The organism is Streptacidiphilus carbonis (genome assembly GCF_000787775.1).
Lineage (GTDB): Bacteria > Actinomycetota > Actinomycetes > Streptomycetales > Streptomycetaceae > Streptacidiphilus > Streptacidiphilus carbonis.
The window spans coordinates 1-17,838 of record NZ_BBPM01000099.1 but is presented as its reverse complement, the minus strand read 5'-3'; the positions used below and the strand labels follow the sequence as shown (position 1 = coordinate 17,838).

The following is a 17,838-nucleotide window of genomic DNA, read 5'->3' as shown; positions in this document are numbered from 1 at the left end:
CTGCGGGGCGGCGCCGCGGGCGCTCGCGGGGCGGGGTGGTGGGCGGGGGCGCACGCAGTGACGAGCGCTCCGGTGCAGGCCAGGGCCAGCAGTGCGGTGGACAGCCGGCCGAGGGTTGCCCCGGGCGTATCCCGGGTGGATGTGCCGATCACGTCCGGCGCAACGAACGGGACGGCCGGGGGTTACCGGGGCGGCGGGGACGGCTGGGGCGACGTGCGTCAACGCCGCAGTCAGCCAGGGGTTTCGGCGGTTCACTCCTTCGGGTGGTAGGCGGCCGGATGGTCGAGTGGCTGTCGGTGGCCGGTCGTAGTTTCATCCCGTCGGGCCGAACAGACGTCGGGGGGCGGGGTCACACACCACCGCTGCCCACGGGCCTCTCCATCACCTGTCCTTGCCGCGGAGGTCTCCATGCGCATCGCCCTGCTCACCGAGAGTGCCTCCCTCGCTGCCGAGAGTGCCGAAGGCGGCTGGTGCGACCGGCTCACCCGGGAGCTGGCCGAGCACGAGTTCGAGCTGTACGCACTGGGCGCTGCGGGCCGTGACGTCGTGGCGGAGCCGCCTCCGGGCCGGCTGTCCGGGCTGCGCCGGGCCGACCCGCGTCCGGCGGTGCTGCACGGCCGGGCCAGGCGGCGGGCGCTGGCCGCCTACCGCGGGCTGCTCCGCTCACTGGTCGAGCCGGCCGCGGCGGAGGAGTTCGGCCCCGCGCTGTACACCCTGGCGGAGGCCGGACGCGGTGGCGGCCTGGCCGCCTTACTCCGGTCCGGGGCGGCTCTGCGGATCATCGAGGCGGCCTGGAAGGCGCCCGGGGCGGTCGTCGCCAGCGGTACGGGATCGGCGGGCGAACCGCTGGTGCGGGACGCACTGGTCGCGGCCGACCTGCTGGCGCACTGCCTCAGGGCGCTGTCCGCGCCCTGGTACGACGAGCGGCGCCCTGAGGGACTGACCGGCTCGGACCTCTGCCACGCCCTCGGCGGCGGCCTGGCGGTACTGCCGGGCCTGCTGGCCAAGCACTTCTACGGAATACCGCTGATCATCACCGAGCACAGCCTCCACCTGCGCGAACGCGCCAGGGGCTACCGTGACGCGCCCTATCGGCGACCGGTCAGGGCGCTGATGCTCACGTTCTTCCGGCTACTGGCCCGCGAGGCCTATCGGCAGGCCGGGCTGATCACGCCGGGCAGCAGCTTCGACCAGCGCTGGCAGATCCACTGCGGCGCCGACCCGGCGGCGGTCCGGGTGGTCCATGAGGGCACCCCCAGCGCGGACCTTCCGGCCGCCGGGGCCGAGCCGGCCGTGGACACCCTGGTCTGGAGCGGCCCGACCGAGCCGTACGGGGGTCTGGAGACCATGCTGCTGGCCTTCGCCCGGCTGCGGACCGAGCACGCCGGTGTGCGCCTGCTGGTGCGCGGCAGTGCCCCGAACGGGTCGCGCGCCGCAGCGGAGGGCGCCCGGCACTGCCGCGAACTGGCCGCGGAGCTGTTCCCGGAGGACCCGGATGCCGTCCGGTTCGGGTGCGGCGCCGAGGAGAAGGCGGGGGGCCGCGCCCAGCGGCTGCGTGACGCCCATGCGGGCGGCACCGTGATCGTGTTCTCCGGCACCGAGGGTCCGCGCCCGATGCTGGTCGCCGAGGCCATGCTCAGCGGACGGCCGGTGGTCGCCACGGATGTCGGCGCGGCCCGCGAACTGGTCGGACCCACCGGGCTACTGGTCCCCGCCGAGGACCCGGGGGCGCTGGCGGCGGCCTGCTCGGCGCTGCTGCGCGATCCGGAACGCCGCTCCCGGCTGGGCAACGCGGGGAGGCTGCGGGCCCAGGAGCTCTACGCGGTGGAGCCCGCGGCGGCGGCCTTCCGCGGCCTCTACCTGGAGCTCGCCTCCCGGCTGCCGAGCGCCGGGACTCCCGTCGGCCTCGCGGCGGCGCGACGGCCCTTCGGCCGCACCGCGGAGGTCCGGGTCGCGGCCGAGACCCTGGCGGTGTCGTCCCCGACCGCGCTGTACACGGTCCAGGACGCCGTCGCGGGCCGGCCGCGACGGGCCGGGACGATCCTGGCCGACCTGCGGCGCAGGGCGGCGCGACCGGTGGCGCAGGCCCAGGAGCAGCAGCGGACGACCTCGCAGCCGGGGCCCGTCCCGGTTCCGGTCGGTGCGGGCGTCGGTGCAGGTCCCGGGGCGGCCCTGGTCGGGGCGGTCTCCGGGGCCGAGGGGGCTGGTACCGGATGAGCCCGCGAACCGGCGCCGCCGTCCCCTCGGACCGTAGCGCGGACCGGGCCGACGAGCGGGCCACCGACCGCGCCACCGCCGATCCGGTCCACGATCTGCTGGTCCGTCATCTGGCACTGTGCGAGACGGCGGTGCACCCGCTGGAGATCGCCGCCGAGCTGGAGGCGGCCGGTATGGGCCCCGGTACGGCCGGGCGCTACCGGCACAGCGATGTCTTCTCACTCGCCGAGGAGCTCTACGCACGGGTGCCGCGGCGGCCCGAGGCGCACCGGGCACCGCCGCCGGAGAGCCCATGGCGGCGGCGGGCCGGTCCGGCCCTGCTCGCCGCGGTGCTCTACCTGCTGCCCAGCGCCGCACTGTGGCTGGCCCGGCGGACCGGCGGGGCCGGACGCGGCATCGGGGTGGACCTGACCGTGGTGGTCCTGCTCGCCCTGGTGGCCGCCGGTACCGCGGGCGGGGGCCCCGGTGCCGGGGGCCGCCGCCACAGTGCCCGCTCCTTCGGCGCCCGCTTCGGCTACGCCGCCGGCGTGGCAGCCGTGCTGGGCCTCTGCGCCACCGGCGGGACGGACCCGGCCATGGCCGCGGCCCTGGCCTGCGGGCTCGGGGCGGCCGACTGGTGCGCCCGCTGGTTCCGGCACATCGGCTGGGGCCACCTCGGCGCGGCCCGCTCGCGGGCCGGGTTCCGCGAGCGGATGCGCCCGGTGCTGCCGGTCGCGGTCGCGCTGTTCCTGACCGCGTTGTCCGCGCTGACCTTCGCCGCGCTGACCCTGCACCGGCCCCGGACCGCCGACGGCGGCCTGGCCGCCGGGGTCCGCGGGGCCGACGGCACGGCCTGGGCGGCCCAGGAGTGCGTCGGCGCCGTCCTGCTGGTGGTGGTGCTGCTCTGGCGGTGCGGCAGGACCGCCGACGCGCTGGCCGGGCTGCTCTGCGGACTCTCCGCGCTGGGCGTCGCCGCTGCCGCCGTACCCGCCGCGCTGCCGGGCGGCGGCGGGTACGGCGGCAGCGGAGCGACAGCCGGTTTCGCCACCGCCCTGCTCTGGGGCTTCGGCATCACGGCGGCGCTGCTGCTGCCCTACGCCTGGGTGGTGTTGCTGCGCCCGGAGTCGCACCGCGACCTGGTCGAGTGAGACCGCCGCGCTCCGCCACCCACCACGTCAACCTGCACATCGCTGGCCGCTACCGGCCCGCTCAAGGAAGGACCGCACCATGAGGGTGCTGCTGCTGGGCGCCGATGGATTCATCGGCCGCCGCGTCGCCGACCGTCTCTTCGCCGACCCCGAGTTGCAGGTGACCGTGCTGGGCCGACGGGACACCGCCGACATCCGCTTCGACCTCGCCGCGGGCAGTCCGGGCGCGCTGGCCCGGTTCCTGGACGCGGTGATGCCCCGGGTGGTGGTGAACTGCGCGGGCGTCACCTACGGCACCCCGCGGGACCTGGTGAAGGCCAATACCCAGGCGGTCGCCACCGTCTGCGAGGCGATCCGCCGCAGCCACGACCCGGCCCGGCTGGTCCATGTCGGCTCCGCCGCGGAGTACGGCCCGGTGCCGATCGGCACCTCCACCGCGGAGAGCGCCGAACCGCGCCCGATCGGCCCCTACGGGGTCACCAAGCTGGCCGGCACCGAACTCGCGCTGTCCTCCGGGCTGGACGCGGTGGTGCTGCGGATCTTCGACGCGGTGGGTCCCGGCGTTCCCGCCGGCTCGCTGTTCGGGCGGCTCTCCGAAGGCCTGCGCCGGGCCCTGGAGCGCAGTGAGCCGCAGGTGCGGTCGGCGGACCTGTCGGCCTTCCGGGATTTCGTCGATGTGCGGGACGTCGCCAGGGCGGTCCAGGCGGCCGCGGTCTCGGCTGCCACCGGGGTGATCAATATCGGCGGCGGCAGCGGGGTGCGGATGCGGGACGCCGCGCACCTGCTGGTGCGGGCCTCCGGGTTCGAGGGCCGGCTGATGGAGGAGACCCGCAGCCCCATCCCCGGCGCGGACGGGGCTGACCGCCCCGGGGAGGTGCTGTGGCGGCAGGCCGACATCCGTACGGCGCGGGAGCGGTTGGGCTGGCGGCCGCGGGTTCCCCTGGAGGAGTCGCTGGCCGATATCTGGATGGAGACGGCCTGTCGCGTCTAGGGAACTGCTGAGGGATTCCCGGCTGCGGGCTGTGCGTGGCTGGGCGCGCGGTTCCTCGCGCCCCTGGGGGCTGCAACTGGCTCAGTTGCAGCAACTCAAGGGTGTGGGGGACTGCTGCGGCCCGGAGGGAGTCGTCTCACGGTCTGTCTCGTACCTCGGACCGGGGGCTTGGGAATAGCCCCCGCCGTGGCACTGTTGGCGGAGAAAACCCGTAATGACGACTAACGGAGTCCCCCGTGTCGCTGCCACCCCTGGTCGAGCCGGCCGCTGAGCTCACCGTGGACGAGGTCCGCAGGTACTCCCGCCACCTGATCATCCCGGATGTCGGGATGGACGGGCAGAAGCGGTTGAAGAACGCCAAGGTGCTCTGTGTGGGCGCCGGCGGCCTGGGCTCTCCCGCGCTGATGTACCTCGCCGCGGCAGGTGTCGGCACTCTCGGCATCGTCGAGTTCGACACCGTCGACGAGTCCAACCTCCAGCGCCAGATCATCCACGGTCAGGCCGACATCGGCCGTTCCAAGGCCGAGTCCGCCCGTGACTCGGTCAAGGAGATCAACCCCTACGTCAACGTGATCCTGCACGAGACCCGCCTGGACGTGGACAACGTCAAGGAGATCTTCGCGCAGTACGACCTGATCGTCGACGGCACCGACAACTTCGCCACTCGCTACCTGGTGAACGACGCCGCGGTGCTGCTCGGCAAGCCCTACGTCTGGGGCTCGATCTACCGCTTCGACGGTCAGGCCAGCGTGTTCTGGGCCGAGCACGGCCCCTGCTACCGCTGCCTCTACCCGGAGGCCCCGCCGCCCGGCATGGTGCCCTCCTGCGCCGAGGGCGGCGTGCTGGGCGTGCTGTGCGCGTCGATCGGCGCGATCCAGGTCACCGAGGCCATCAAGCTGCTGGCCGGCATCGGCGAGCCGCTGGTGGGCCGACTGATGATCTACGACGCCCTGGAGATGCAGTACCGCCAGGTCAAGGTCCGGAAGGACCCCGACTGCGCGCTCTGCGGCGAGAACCCGACCGTCACCGACCTGATCGACTACGACGCCTTCTGCGGTGTCGTCAGCGACGAGGCGCAGGCGGCGGCGCTGGGCTCGACCATCACGCCCAAGCAGCTGAAGCAGTGGCAGGACGACAAGGAGGACATCTTCCTGGTCGACGTCCGCGAGCCCGGCGAGTACGAGATCGTCAACATCCCGGGTGCCACGCTGATCCCCAAGGGCGACTTCCTGATGGGCAACGCCCTGGAGCGGATGCCCCAGGACAAGAAGATCGTGCTGCACTGCAAGACCGGTGTCCGCTCGGCCGAGGTGCTGGCCGTGCTGCACTCGGCCGGCTTCGCCGACGCGGTCCACCTGGGCAGCGGCGTGATCGGCTGGGTCAACCAGATCGAGCCCGAGAAGCCGGTGTACTAGGAGCAGGTCCGATCTGCCCGGGAAGCCCTGTGACGTCCCGTCACAGGGCTTCCTTGCGTTGCAGGAAGCTGAAGGCGATCCAGCCGGGCAGCACCGGCAGCCAGAAGGTGAGCAGCCGGAACAGCAGCACGGCCGGGGTCGCCACGGTCAGCGGCAGCCCCGCGCCGGTGAGCCCGCCGATGAGCAGGGTCTCGATCGCGCCGATCCCGCCCGGGGTCGGCACGGCCGAACCGGCCGCGTTGCCGGCCAGGTAGACCACGGCGATGGTGGCGAACGGCAGCGACTCGCCGAAGGCGCGGATGCTGGTGTCCAGGCAGGCCACGAACGCCAGCGAGACCAGGGTGATGCCGCCGAAGCCGGTGGCGATCTTGGAGGGGGAGCGCAGCAGGTCCAGCATCCGCGGGATCACGCCGATGAACAGGGTCCGCAGCCGGGTCACCGTCCAGCGCCGGACCGGCGGCACCGCCGCGCCCACCAGCACCAGCACCGCCGCCACCAGCAGCCCGGCGATCACGGTCCGGGAGGAGGGGATGTCCGAGCCCTTGCCGCTGCCGGTCCCGGCGACGAAGCCGAAGCCCAGCAGCAGCAGGATGTGCATCCCCAGACCGACCAGCTGGGAGGCGCCCACGCTGGCCACGGCCTGCCCGGGGCGCACCCCGGCCCGCTGCAGGAAGCGGGCGTTCAGGGCCACCCCGCCGACCGCGGCCGGCGCCACCAGCTTCACGAAGCTGCCCGCGACCTGTGCCCACAGCGTCCGCCAGAACGGCAGCTGCTCCGGGACGAAGCCGGCCAGGCTCATCGCCGCGCCGACGTAGCTGAGTGCCGAGGCCGCCAGCGCGGCCAGCGCCCAGGCCCACTTGGCGTGGCTGAACGCGCTGGCCGGGTTGGCCGCCGCCAGCTGGCCCAGCAGCAGGTAGGCCGCGAACGCCCCGGCGACCAGGGTGATCAGGGTCTTCGGCTTGAGCCGCTGCAGCCTGGCCGGCTCCACCGGGGCCTGCGGGGCGACCTCCAGGATCTGCTCGCGGATCTGCGAGAGGAAGTCCTGCGGATCGGGGTTGGCGGTCAGGGCGTCCTCGACCTTCACCCCCGCCTTCATCTGTTCGGTGCGGGCGGCCGCCACCGCGGCCTTGTGCTCGCTGTTGTGGTGCTTCAGGGCCAGCCGGGTGGAGCGGTGCAGCCCGACGGGCTGCAGCAGCGGCATGGCGCTGGCGGTCCGGCCGGAGCCCAGCACCTTGTTGGCGGAGGCCACCGCGCGCTCCGGGCCGACCCGCAGGGCCAGTGTGGTGAGCAGCTGGGCCAGGTCCATCCGCAGCGTCAGGTCGCCGGAGGCGATGTCGCCGCCGGCCAGGTTGATCAGGCAGATCCCGCTGTCCGGGGTGGTCGCGGTGGGCGGGGTCACCAGCAGCGACTCGCTGGTGAGCCGGCGGTGCGCGATCCGGCGGTCGTGCAGGGCCTTGACCGAGGTCCAGGCGTCGGCGAGGACGTCGTCGGTGAGCTCCGCGTCGTCCGCGAGGTCCAGTGAGCGGCCCTCGACCCGTTCGTAGACCAGGATCACCGCGTCCGGGCCCAGTTCGGAGGTGGCGATCAGCTTGGGGGAGTGCGCCCCGGCCGCGTTAGCGGCGTAGGCGATCAGCGCCTCCTGCTCCAGCGCCTGGCGCAGCGACTGCGGGCTGGAGCGGACGGTCACGGTGCGCAGCTGCAGCCGCCGCCAGAGCCGGTAGAAGAAGCCTGAGGCCTGCTGCTCCCGGTCGATGACATGGACGTCCAGTGGCAGCGCGCGCTCCTGGATCACCAGGTAGCGGCGGGTGCCCTCGGGGCCGTCGGAGGAGCGGTGGGCGCTGAGGGGGGCGAAGCCGACCTTGCGCAGTCCGGCGAGCAGGGTCTCGCCGGTGGGGCGGACATTCGGGGTGCCGACGGCGTAGAGGGTGCCGTAGGCCACGGTCAGGCCCAGCAGGATGGTTACTGCAATGGACAGCGGGGTGGTGTGGCCGCTGATGAGTTCGGACAGGCCGTCCAGCAGCACCACGCCCCACAGTGCGACCCGCCAGCGCGGGCGGCTGGCCATGCCCACCGCCGTCATATAGGCGATGACCGGGGTCAGGTAGCCGTGCACCGGGTCGGTGAGCGTGGTGGTGTTGGGGATCTGCTGGGTCAGCGCGGCGGTGATGGACTCCGGTGCGGCCTTGACCACCCACAGGTCGACGGCCAGCGAGATGCCGTGCGCCAGTACCGCCGCCAGCACGCCGTCGGCGACCCGCAGGCCGTCCCGTTTGATCAGCCGCTCCACCGCGAAGGCCAGCGGGACGATCAGCACCGCGGCGGTGGAGATCACCCCGGTGATGGTGGTGAGGAAGCTGGGGACCTTGGTGACCCCGGCGGAGATGTCGCTCTGCAGCCCGGTGGTGGTCGAGGTGGCGATGCTGGCCAGCACCAGTACGGCGGCGACGCCGAGGATGCCCATCAGGAAGCGGATCAGGTCGGACGGGCGGTGCACCCGGGCCGCCAGCAGCGGCTCGTCCACGGCGACGTGGGAGCTGGGCCGGGTCTCGGCCGGAAGGGTGGAGCGGTGCTGCAGACCGGGGGCCTTGACCAGGTCGACGACCGGCGGGACGACCGGGGGACCGGCAGGCGGAAGGGCCGGCGGAACGGCCGTGGCGTCCGTGCCGGCCTGGGCAGATGACTCCGGGGCCGGGCCCGCGGCGGCACCCGCGGTGTCGTCGGGCATGGTGCCGGAGGCGTCCGCTGCCTGGTCGGCGCTCGCGCTCGATCCGGTCATCTGAATGTCTGTGCCTTCTGGTCGCCTGTCACCGACCCCTCAAGGGTGGCATGGGTGGAGTGAGCGCGTCGGTGTCAGGGGCCCCGGTTCAGGTCCCTGGCGGATGCTACATTCCTCCGCCCGGGTGGGCGAGGAGGTTCCCGGAGTGCTCCACCCGTACGTGTCGGGACGGTCAGTGGGATAGGACACAATGCGTCGGGTGAGCGGGAACCGTGAGTCGCAAGAGGAGCCCGGGGAGCTGCCGCCCTTCGCGGAGCTGGTGCTGGAGCTGACGGAGCGCATCCCGTCCGGGCGGGTGATGACCTACGGGGACGTCGCCGAGTACCTGGAAGAGGGGGGACCGCGCCAGGTCGGGCGGGTGATGGCGCTGTACGGCGGCGCGGTGGCCTGGTGGCGGGTGGTGCGGGCGGACGGCGCGCTGCTGCCGGGGCACGAGCTGCGGGCGCTGGAGCGGTACCGGGCCGAGGGCACCCCGCTGCGCAGCGTGCGCGGACGGGGGCCGGCGCGGGGGTCCGCGGCCGCCGAGGACCTGCCCAGGGTGGATCTCTCCCGGGCCCGCTGGGACGGGCGGTAGGGCTGTCGGCACCCGGTAGCACAGGGGTACGACAATTTCGGAGCGGCGCGCAGAGGTTCCCGTGAACCCATGACAACAGCGTGAGTGACGGTGGAGGATCGTAGGCTCGCGGTAGCGGACGACGTCTGGGACGCCTGACCGGACGACGACGCCTGACCGGACGACTCGCCCCGGTGTCCGCCGCCCTCCTGTTTGCACTGCCCCCTGGACCGCCCGATGACCTCCCAGTCCGACCCCCCGGTGCGCGGGGGCGCGTACCGCCTGGTGCGCGACCCGCTCGCGACGCCCGAGCCCCCTGTCCTCGACGCCTACCAGCAGGCGGTCGTGGACCACCGCGGGGGGCCGCTGCTGGTCCTGGCCGGACCGGGCACCGGGAAGACCACCACCCTGGTCGAGGCGGTGACCCGGCGGATCGCCGAGGGGGTCCCGGCCGAGGAGATCCTGGTCCTCACCTTCAGCCGCAAGGCCGCCGTGGAGCTGCGCGACCGTATGACCGCGCGGGCGGGGGCCGCGGGGAAGGGTGCGGCCGGACCCGGCGGCGTCCCGCAGGCCACCACGTTCCACTCGTTCTGCTACACCCTGGTCCGGGCCCACCAGGACGCCGACCTCTTCGCCGACCCGATCCGGCTGCTGTCGGGCCCCGAGCAGGACGTGATGGTGCGCGGCCTGCTGGCCGGCGGCGCCGAGGACGCCCGCGAGGGCCGCGGCATCCGCTGGCCGGACGAGCTGCGGGCCTGCCTGACCACCCGCGGCTTCGCCGACGAGGTCCGCGCCGTGCTGGCCCGCGCCCGTGAGCTGGGCCTCGGCGAGGACGCGCTGCGCCGCTTCGCCGCCGAGGTGGGCCGCCCCGACTGGCACGCCGCCGCCGAATTCCTGGCCGAGTACCTCGACGTGCTGGACAGCTACGGCGTGCTGGACTACGCCGAGCTGGTGCACCGGGCGGTGCTGCTGGCCGAGCGCCCGGAGGTCCGCGAGCAGTTGCGGCGGCAGTACCGGGTGGTCTTCGTCGACGAGTACCAGGACACCGACCCGGCCCAGGTCAGGCTGTTGCAGGCGCTGGCCGGCGACGGTCGCGAGCTGGTCGCCGTCGGCGATCCGGACCAGTCCATCTACGCCTTCCGGGGCGCCGACATCAACGGCATCCTGGACTTCCCGCAGGACTTCCCGCAGGCCGACGGCAGCCCGGCGGCGATCCGGGTGCTGCGGGTCTCCCGCCGCTCCGGCGAAGTGCTGCTCGCGGCCGGCCGCACGCTGACCGAGCGGATGCCGATGGGACGGCTCCCGGCGCAGGCGCTGGAGCAGCACCGCGGGCTGATCCCCAGCCGCCCGGGCGGCCAGGTCGAGGTGTACACCTACCCGACCCCGGGCTCCGAGATCGACAACATCGCCGACCTGCTCCGCCGCGCCCATCTGGAACAGGGCGTGCCCTGGAGCGAGATGGCGGTGCTGGTCCGGGCCGGCGGCCGGTCGATCCCGGGCTTCCGGCGGGCGCTGAGCTCGGCCGGGGTGCCGCTGGAGATAGACGGCGACGACCTGCCGCTGCACCTGGAGCCTGCGGTGGCCCCGATGCTCACGGCGCTGCGGGTGTGCGCGGTCGGCGCGGTACGGGACCGGCGCCGCAGCGGCGCGGAGGCGCCGGACGACCCCGAGGGCCCCTACGCGGAGGACCCGCTCAGCACCGAGATCGCGCACACCCTGCTCACCGGTCCGCTGGGCGGCCTGGACGGCTCCGACCTGCGCCGGCTCGGCCGGGCCCTGCGCGAGGAGGAGCGCGCCCTGCTGCGCCGCGAGGCCGCGGCACAGACGGCACACGCGGCGGAAGCGGCGGAAGCGGCGCGGGACGACGGCGGGGGGCGGCCGGCCGGCAGCCGCGCGCGGTCCGCCCCGCCGAGGTGCTGGTCCGTGAGGCGCTGGCGGAGCCCGAGCGGCTGGTCACCCATGACCGCTCCTTCGCCGGCCGCGCGCTGCACCTGGGCCAGCTGCTGCGCAAGGTCCGCGAGATGATCTCCGGCGGGGCCTCCGCCGAGGAGGCGCTGTGGGCGCTGTGGGACGGCTCCGAGCGCTGGCGCCGCCGGTTGGAGACGGCCGCGCTGCGTCCGGGCACGGCCGGCCGCAACGCCGACCGCGACCTGGACGCGGTCTGCGCCCTGTTCGAGACCGCCGCCCGGGCCGAGGAGCGGGTCAAGGGTCCGCGCGGCGCGCTCAATTTCCTCGCCGAGCTGGAGCAGCAGGACATCGCCGCCGACACCCTCTCCGGCCGCACGGTGCGGCCGGACGCGGTGCGGCTGCTCACCGCGCACCGCTCCAAGGGGCTGGAGTGGCGGCTGGTGGTGGTCGCCGGTGTGCAGGAGGGGCTCTGGCCGGATCTGCGCCGCCGCGGTTCGCTGCTGGAGGCGGACCGGATCGGCCGCAGCGGCATCGCCGAACCGCTGACCCCGGGCGCCCTGCTCGCCGAGGAGCGGCGGCTGTTCTACGTGGCCGCGACCCGGGCCAAGGAGCGGCTGGTGGTCACCGCGGTGAAGGCCCCGGCCGAGGACGGTGACGAACCGTCACGCTTCCTGCGCGAGCTCTACCGGGAGCGTCCGGACGGCAGCCGGGTCCCGGACGTACGGGTCGAGGACGTCACCCACCGCCCGCGCCGCCCGCTCGCGGTCGCGGCGCTGGTCGCCGAGCTGCGGGCGGTCACCGTCGACCCGGCCAGGGACCCGGCGCTGCGTGAGGCCGCGGCCCGGCGGCTGGTCCGACTGGCGGCGCTCACCGACGAGGACGGCTATCCACTCGTCCCCTCGGCGCATCCGCAGCGCTGGTGGGGGATGGCCGATCCGACCGTGAACACCGTCCCGGTCCGCGATCCGGCGCAGCCGCTGCGGCTCTCCGGCAGTGCGCTGGACCAGGTGAACTCCTGCGGGCTGCAGTGGTTCCTGGGCCGCGAGGTCCACGCCGAGCAGGCGTCCAGCGGGGCGCAGGGCTTCGGCAACGTGGTGCACGTCCTGGCCGAGGAGGTGGGTTCCGGGCGGACCCCGGCCGACCTGGGCGTGCTGATGGAGCGTCTGGACACGGTCTGGGACGCGCTGGCCTTCGACGCGCCGTGGAAGTCGGAGCAGGAGAAGGGCGAGGCCCGGGCGGCCCTGGAGCGCTTCCTGACCTGGCACGCCGCGGCGCGCGGCCGGGTCCCGGTGGCCACCGAGCACCCCTTCGAGGTCGAGCTGAAGGCCGGTGACCACCTGATCCGGATCAGGGGCAGCATGGACCGGGTCGAACGCGACACCGGGACCGGCGCGGCCTACGTCGTCGACTTCAAGACCGGCAAGCATGTGGTGAGCGGACCCGAGCTGCTGACCCACCCGCAGCTCGGGGTGTACCAGCTGGCCGTCGCCGAGGGCGCGGTGGACGGCGTCGAGGCGTTCGAGGGCGGGCGCCCGGAGCCGGGCGGGGCGGAGCTGGTGCAGCTGCGGCAGCCGGCCGGCAAGGGCGCGGGCAAGGAGGACAGCCCGAAGGTCCAGGGCCAGCCCTCGATCGCGGGCGATCCCGGCTGGGTCGAGGACCTGCTCGCCGAGGCCGCCGACCGGATCGTCAACGAGCGCTTCACCCCGACCGTCGGCCCGGGCTGCACCCACTGCTCCTTCCGCCGCAGCTGCAGCGGACATCCTGAGGGCCGGCAGGTGGTGGAGTGAAGGCGGACCGAGTGCGGTCGGCCGGCTGTCAGTGGGGCCGGATAGCGTTCCTGTGGTGAGCCCGAGCACCACCGGCCCCACGGCCGCCGATCCCGCCGACCCGCCCGTCAGCAGTCCCGAGCAGCTCAAGGAGCTGCTGGGGATCCCTTTCACCGCGGAGCAGCTGCGCGCCGTCACGGCGCCGCTCGCCCCCGCGGTGATCGTCGCGGGCGCGGGCTCGGGCAAGACCACGGTGATGGCGGCCCGGGTGGTCTGGCTGGTCGGCACCGGACAGGTCCGTCCCGAGCAGGTGCTCGGGCTGACCTTCACCAACAAGGCGGCCGGCGAACTGGCCGAGCGGGTGCGCCGGGCGCTGGTACAGGCGGGGGTGGTCGAGCTGGAACCGGTGACCGCCGACGACGTCCTGGGCGAGCCGGAGATCTCCACCTACCACTCCTTCGCCGGCCGGCTGCTCAAGGACCACGGGCTGCGGATCGGCCTGGAGCCGGACGTGAGGCTGCTCGCCGACGCCACCCGCTACCAGCTGGCGGCCCGCGTGCTGCGCCAGGCGCCCGGTCCCTACCCCGCGCTGACCAGCGGTTTCTCCACACTGATCGCCGAGCTGCTGACCCTGGACGGCGAGCTGTCCGAGCACCTGGTGCAGCCGGAGCGGCTCCAGGAGTACGACACCGCGCTGCTCGCCGAGCTGGCCGCCGCGAAGATCACCAACGAGGAGCTGCGCAAGGTCCCCAGGGCCGCCGCCGCCCGGCTGGAGCTGGCGGACCTGGTGCTCCGCTACCGCCGCCGCAAGGCCGAGGCCGGGCTGATGGACTTCGGCGACCAGATCGCCGCCTGCGCCGTCCTGGCCCAGACCCGGCCCGAGGTCGGCCGACTGCTGCGGGAGCAGTTCCGGGTGGTGCTGCTGGACGAGTACCAGGACACCTCGGTGGCCCAGCGGCTGCTGCTGGCCGGACTGTTCGGCGCCAGTGGGCACTTCGGCGGCGGCCATCCGGTCACCGCGGTCGGCGACCCCTGCCAGGCCATCTACGGCTGGCGCGGCGCCTCGGTCGCCAACCTGGACGACTTCCCGCTGCACTTCCCCGCCGGCACCGGGGATCCCGCCGCCCGCTACTCGCTCAGCGAGAACCGCCGCAGCGGCGGTCGGCTGCTGGAGTTCGCCAACACCCTGGCCGCCCCGCTGCGGGAGATGCACCAGGGCGTCGAAGCACTGCGCCCCGCCCCCGGCGCCGAACGCGACGGTCTTCTGCGCTGCGCCCTGCTGGACACCTATGAGGAGGAGGTGGCCTGGCTCGCCGACTCCATCGCCCACCTGGTGCGCACCGGGACACCGCCGGGCAGGATCGCGGTGCTGTGCCGGGCCGGCCGGGAGCTGTTCCCCGACATCCACGCCGCACTGGTGGCCCGGGACGTCCCGGTGGAGGTCGTCGGCCTGTCCGGGCTGCTGAACCTGCCCGAGGTCGCCGACCTGGTCTCGGTCTGCGAGGTGCTGCAGGACCCGACCGCCAATGCGGCCCTGGTCCGGCTGCTGGTCGGCCCGCGCTGGCGGATCGGCCCCCGCGACCTGGCGCTGCTGGGCCGGCTCGCCGCCGACCTGGTCCGGGTCGGCGGCGCGGACGAGCAGGACCGTCTCGCCGGCGCCGTCGCCGGTACGGATCCGACCGAGGTGGTCTCGCTGGCCGACGCCCTGGAGACCTTTCTGCGCGCGGACCGGGAGGAGACCCCGGAGCTGCCGTTCTCCGACGAGGCCAGGGCCCGGTTCGCACGGATCGCCGCCGAGATACGCGATCTGCGCCGCTCGCTGTCCGAGCCGCTGATGGACGTGCTGCACCGGGTGCTGACCGTGACCGGCCTGGAGGTCGAGCTGGCGGCCTCGCCGCATGCGCTGGCCGCCCGCCGCAAGGAGACCCTGAACGCCTTCCTGGACGTCGCCGCCGGCTTCGCCGACCTGGACGGCGACCCCTCGCTCTCGGCCTTCCTCGGTTTCCTGCGGGCGGCCCAGGAGTACGACCGGGGCCTGGACAACACCCTTCCCGGCGGGGACGACACCGTGAAGGTGCTCACCGCGCACAAGTCCAAGGGCCTGGAGTGGGATGTGGTCGCCGTCCCCGGCCTGGTCAAGGGGGTCTTCCCGGGGGAGAAGGGCCGGGAGCGCTGGACCAGCCGGGCCGAGGCGCTGCCGCACGAGCTGCGCGGCGACGGCGCCACCCTGCCGGGCACCCCGCCGTGGACCGCTGCGGGGATGAAGGCCTTCGCCGCGGAGATGAAGGAGCACGCCGCGACCGAGGAGCTGCGGCTCGGGTATGTCGCCTTCACCCGGCCCCGCGATCTGCTGCTGGCCTCGGGGCACTGGTGGGGCCCGACCCAGAAGCGGCGGCGCGGTCCCTCGCCGTTCCTGGAGCAGTTGCGCGATTACTGCGAACACGGCACCGGCGGTGAGATCGAGGCCTGGGCCGAGGCCCCCGGGCCGGACGCCGAGAACCCTTCGCTGGCCCGCACCGCCGAACACCCCTGGCCGCTGCCGCTGGACGGCGCCGCCCAGGCGGCCCGCCGCGAGGCCGGGCTGAGGGTCCTGGCCGGCCTCGCCGCGGCCGCGGTCGAACCGGAGGCCGAGCCCGAGCCGGAGCCGGAGCCGGATGATCCCGAGTGGGAGCCCGGGCCCGACGACCCCGACTGGGATCCCGGGTACGACGACGCCCCCCGCCCCGCCGGACACGACCCCGTCCCGGGCGGCGGCGGCCTGGCCGCCGAGGACCGGCGGCTGGTCGCGGCCTGGGACCGCGACCTGGAAGCGCTCAGCGGCGAACTGCTGCGGGCCCGCGCCCGGGTCCGCGACGTCCCGCTGCCCGCCGCCCTGACCGCCTCCCAGGTGCTGCGGCTGGCCGCCGACCCGGAGGGCTTCGCCCGCGAACTGGCCCGGCCGATGCCGCGTCCGCCGCAGCCGGCCGCCCGCCGGGGCACCCGTTTCCACGCCTGGGTGGAGTCCCGCTTCGATCCGCTGATGCTGCTCGGCGAGGACGCGCTGCCCGGTGCCGACGACGACGGAATCGAGGACGAACAGGATCTGGCCAGGCTCAAGGAGGCCTTTCTGCGCACCCCCTATGCGGCCTCGACCCCGTACCGGGTGGAGGCGCCGTTCCAGTTGCTGCTCGCGGGGCGGGTGGTGCGCGGCCGAATCGACGCGGTCTACCGGACCGCCGACGGCGGTTTCGAGGTGGTCGACTGGAAGACCAACCAGCGCGAGACCGCCGACCCGCTCCAGCTCGCGGTCTACCGGCTGGCCTGGGCGGAGTCGACCGGAACTCCGATCGAACAGGTCTCCGCGGCATTCCTGTACGTCCGGAGCGGCAGTGTGGTGCGACCCGATTCGCTGCCGGAACGGCCGGAACTGGAGGCCCTGCTGACGGGTGCTACTCCAAATGGGCTGTCCATGGGTGGAGGGGCCACGGAAGATTTGTGAAAAGGCTGTGCAGCATGTCCTTTTCGTGCCTAATGTGGAGTCAGGAACCGGTCAACTCCAGCCCACCATCGAAATCTGCTCAGATCCTCCGTGCCCGCAGGAGATAACGACGTTGAGTGCCGCCGGAAGGTTTCGCCGTCTGACCAATTGGAGCCGCGCCATATTGGCGCTGCCCTTCCTCGGCATCGCCCTGGTGATCGCACTCGACCGTGCCAGCGGAAACCCCGGCGTCACTTTCGAGCCCGCGCTCACCGCCGGCCCCGCCCTCGCCGCCGTCGTCAGCAGCCGCACCTGGTACCCGCTCGCGGTCGGCGGCGCCACTGTCGCCGCAGCCTTCGCACTGGCCGCCGCCGACGGCACGATGAGCGAGTCGGTGCACTCCGCGAGCGTGTTCGCGGTGATCCTGATCGCGGCGATCGGCTCCACCAGTGTGCTGCTGCGCAACCGGCAGGAGCAGGCGCTCGCCGACGCCCGGCTGGTCTCCGAGGTCGCCCAGCGGGTGCTGCTGCGCTCCATCCCGGACCGGGTCGGCCCGATGCGGACCGCCGTCCACTACGCGGCGGCGGCCGCCCACGCCAGGATCGGCGGCGACCTCTACGAGGTGGTGCAGACCCGCTACGGTGTCCGCGCCGTCATCGGCGACGTGCGCGGCAAGGGCCTGGGGGCGGTCGAGACGGCCGCCGCCGTGCTGGGCGCCTTTCGCGAGGCGGCGCACCAGGAGCCGGCCCTGGACCTGGTCGCCGCCTGGCTCGCCGACAGCCTGCACCGCGCCCTGCACGAGAACGACCACGAGGGCACCGAGGAGGAGTTCGTCACCCTGGTGCTGGTGAGCGTCCGACCCGACCATGTGCTGGAGATCGTCAACTGCGGTCACCCCGCGCCGCTGCTGCTGCGGCACGGGTCGCCGGTGCGGCCGCTGGACCCGCCCTCGCCGGTGCCGCCGCTCGGCGTGCTGGAGCCGGCCGAGGTCGACCCGCCGGTGCTGGAGCTGCCGCTGCACGACGGCGACCGGATCCTGCTGTTCACCGACGGGGTGATCGAGGCCCGCGACCGCTGGGGCGCCTTCTACCCGCTGGTCGACCGGCTGCCGGCGGTCGCCGCGGCCGAGGACCCGGCCGACCTGCTGGAGCGGCTGCACGAGGACGTGCGCCGCCATGTCGGCCGGCAGCTCGGCGACGACGCCGCGATGCTGCTGCTGCAGTACGCGCCGACGGCCCCGTGCCCGCTCGGCCCGGTCCCGGCGCAGGTCGACGGCAAGGAGCAGGAGGCCGACCGGCCGCAGCCGCACCAGAGCCGGTTCGGCTTCGTCGGCCACCCGCGCGGCAGGTCGGCCCAGCGCACCTACTGACCGGCCGTCAGAGGTCCACCCGGACCAGCAGCGGGCGGTGGTCCGAGAGCCCCAGCGCCGGGGTGTCGCTGCCGAGCACCGAGCTGCGCGGCACCCCGACCGCGAGCACATGGTCGAACTGGACCGAGGGACGGTGCGCCGGATAGGTCGGCGTCCTGGCCAGGTCCCGCCAGCCCTGCAGCAGCGCCCGCTGCGGCAGCGCCGCCGCAGGCCGCGGCCGCAGCCGCACGCCCCGGCGGGCCCGCAGCTGCCGCTGGAG

8 protein-coding genes and 2 pseudogenes are annotated in these 17,838 nt (G+C 74.3%); 8 read left to right on the top strand and 2 right to left on the bottom strand.

The annotated features are described in order from the left end of the window. Positions 1–408: 408 nt before the first annotated feature. The 4 genes from TR46_RS36445 to moeZ all read left to right on the top strand — a co-directional run bounded on the left by TR46_RS36445 (position 409) and on the right by moeZ (position 5,750). Positions 409–2,217 carry a DUF3492 domain-containing protein gene (locus TR46_RS36445; RefSeq protein WP_042411090.1) on the top strand — a complete coding sequence of 603 codons (1,809 nt, stop codon included), beginning with the start codon at positions 409–411 and terminating at the stop codon, positions 2,215–2,217. Continuing rightward, entirely contained in the window at positions 2,214–3,344 is a 1,131-nt protein-coding gene (locus TR46_RS38665) for a hypothetical protein (RefSeq protein WP_052433429.1), read from the top strand. The genes TR46_RS36445 and TR46_RS38665 overlap by 4 nt, the downstream gene beginning before the upstream one ends. 79 nt (positions 3,345–3,423) lie before the next feature. Then, positions 3,424–4,335 carry an NAD-dependent epimerase/dehydratase family protein gene (locus TR46_RS36435; protein WP_042411088.1) on the top strand — a complete coding sequence of 304 codons (912 nt, stop codon included), beginning with the start codon at positions 3,424–3,426 and terminating at the stop codon, positions 4,333–4,335. 236 nt (positions 4,336–4,571) lie between these two features. Continuing rightward, a complete protein-coding gene (gene moeZ, locus TR46_RS36430) occupies positions 4,572–5,750 on the top strand; it encodes an adenylyltransferase/sulfurtransferase MoeZ (protein WP_042411086.1) in 1,179 nt (392 codons plus the stop codon). 40 nt (positions 5,751–5,790) lie between these two features. Here the strand turns inward: moeZ and TR46_RS36425 are convergent, their stop codons facing one another. After that, positions 5,791–8,526: a lysylphosphatidylglycerol synthase transmembrane domain-containing protein gene (locus TR46_RS36425; protein WP_084719243.1), complete on the bottom strand. Its 2,736-nt coding sequence runs from the start codon at positions 8,524–8,526 to the stop codon at positions 5,791–5,793. Between the two features lie 190 nt (positions 8,527–8,716). Here TR46_RS36425 and TR46_RS36420 point away from each other — a divergent pair, with 190 nt between their 5' ends. The 4 genes and pseudogenes from TR46_RS36420 to TR46_RS36405 all read left to right on the top strand — a co-directional run bounded on the left by TR46_RS36420 (position 8,717) and on the right by TR46_RS36405 (position 17,579). Next, a complete protein-coding gene (locus tag TR46_RS36420; RefSeq protein WP_042411082.1) occupies positions 8,717–9,100 on the top strand; it encodes an MGMT family protein in 384 nt (127 codons plus the stop codon). 216 nt (positions 9,101–9,316) lie between these two features. Continuing rightward, positions 9,317–12,774: pseudogene (locus TR46_RS45490) on the top strand (ATP-dependent helicase). A gap of 55 nt (positions 12,775–12,829) precedes the next feature. Next, positions 12,830–16,231, top strand: coding sequence for an ATP-dependent helicase (locus TR46_RS36410; RefSeq protein ID WP_042411094.1), 3,402 nt, complete (start codon positions 12,830–12,832; stop codon positions 16,229–16,231). A gap of 163 nt (positions 16,232–16,394) precedes the next feature. Continuing rightward, positions 16,395–17,579, top strand: a complete 1,185-nt coding sequence (locus TR46_RS36405) for a PP2C family protein-serine/threonine phosphatase (RefSeq protein ID WP_052433428.1) — start codon at positions 16,395–16,397, stop codon at positions 17,577–17,579. Positions 17,580–17,586: 7 nt separating this feature from the next. Here TR46_RS36405 and TR46_RS42960 read toward each other — a convergent pair. After that, positions 17,587–17,838 (bottom strand): annotated as a pseudogene (locus TR46_RS42960) (hypothetical protein); the annotation flags it as partial.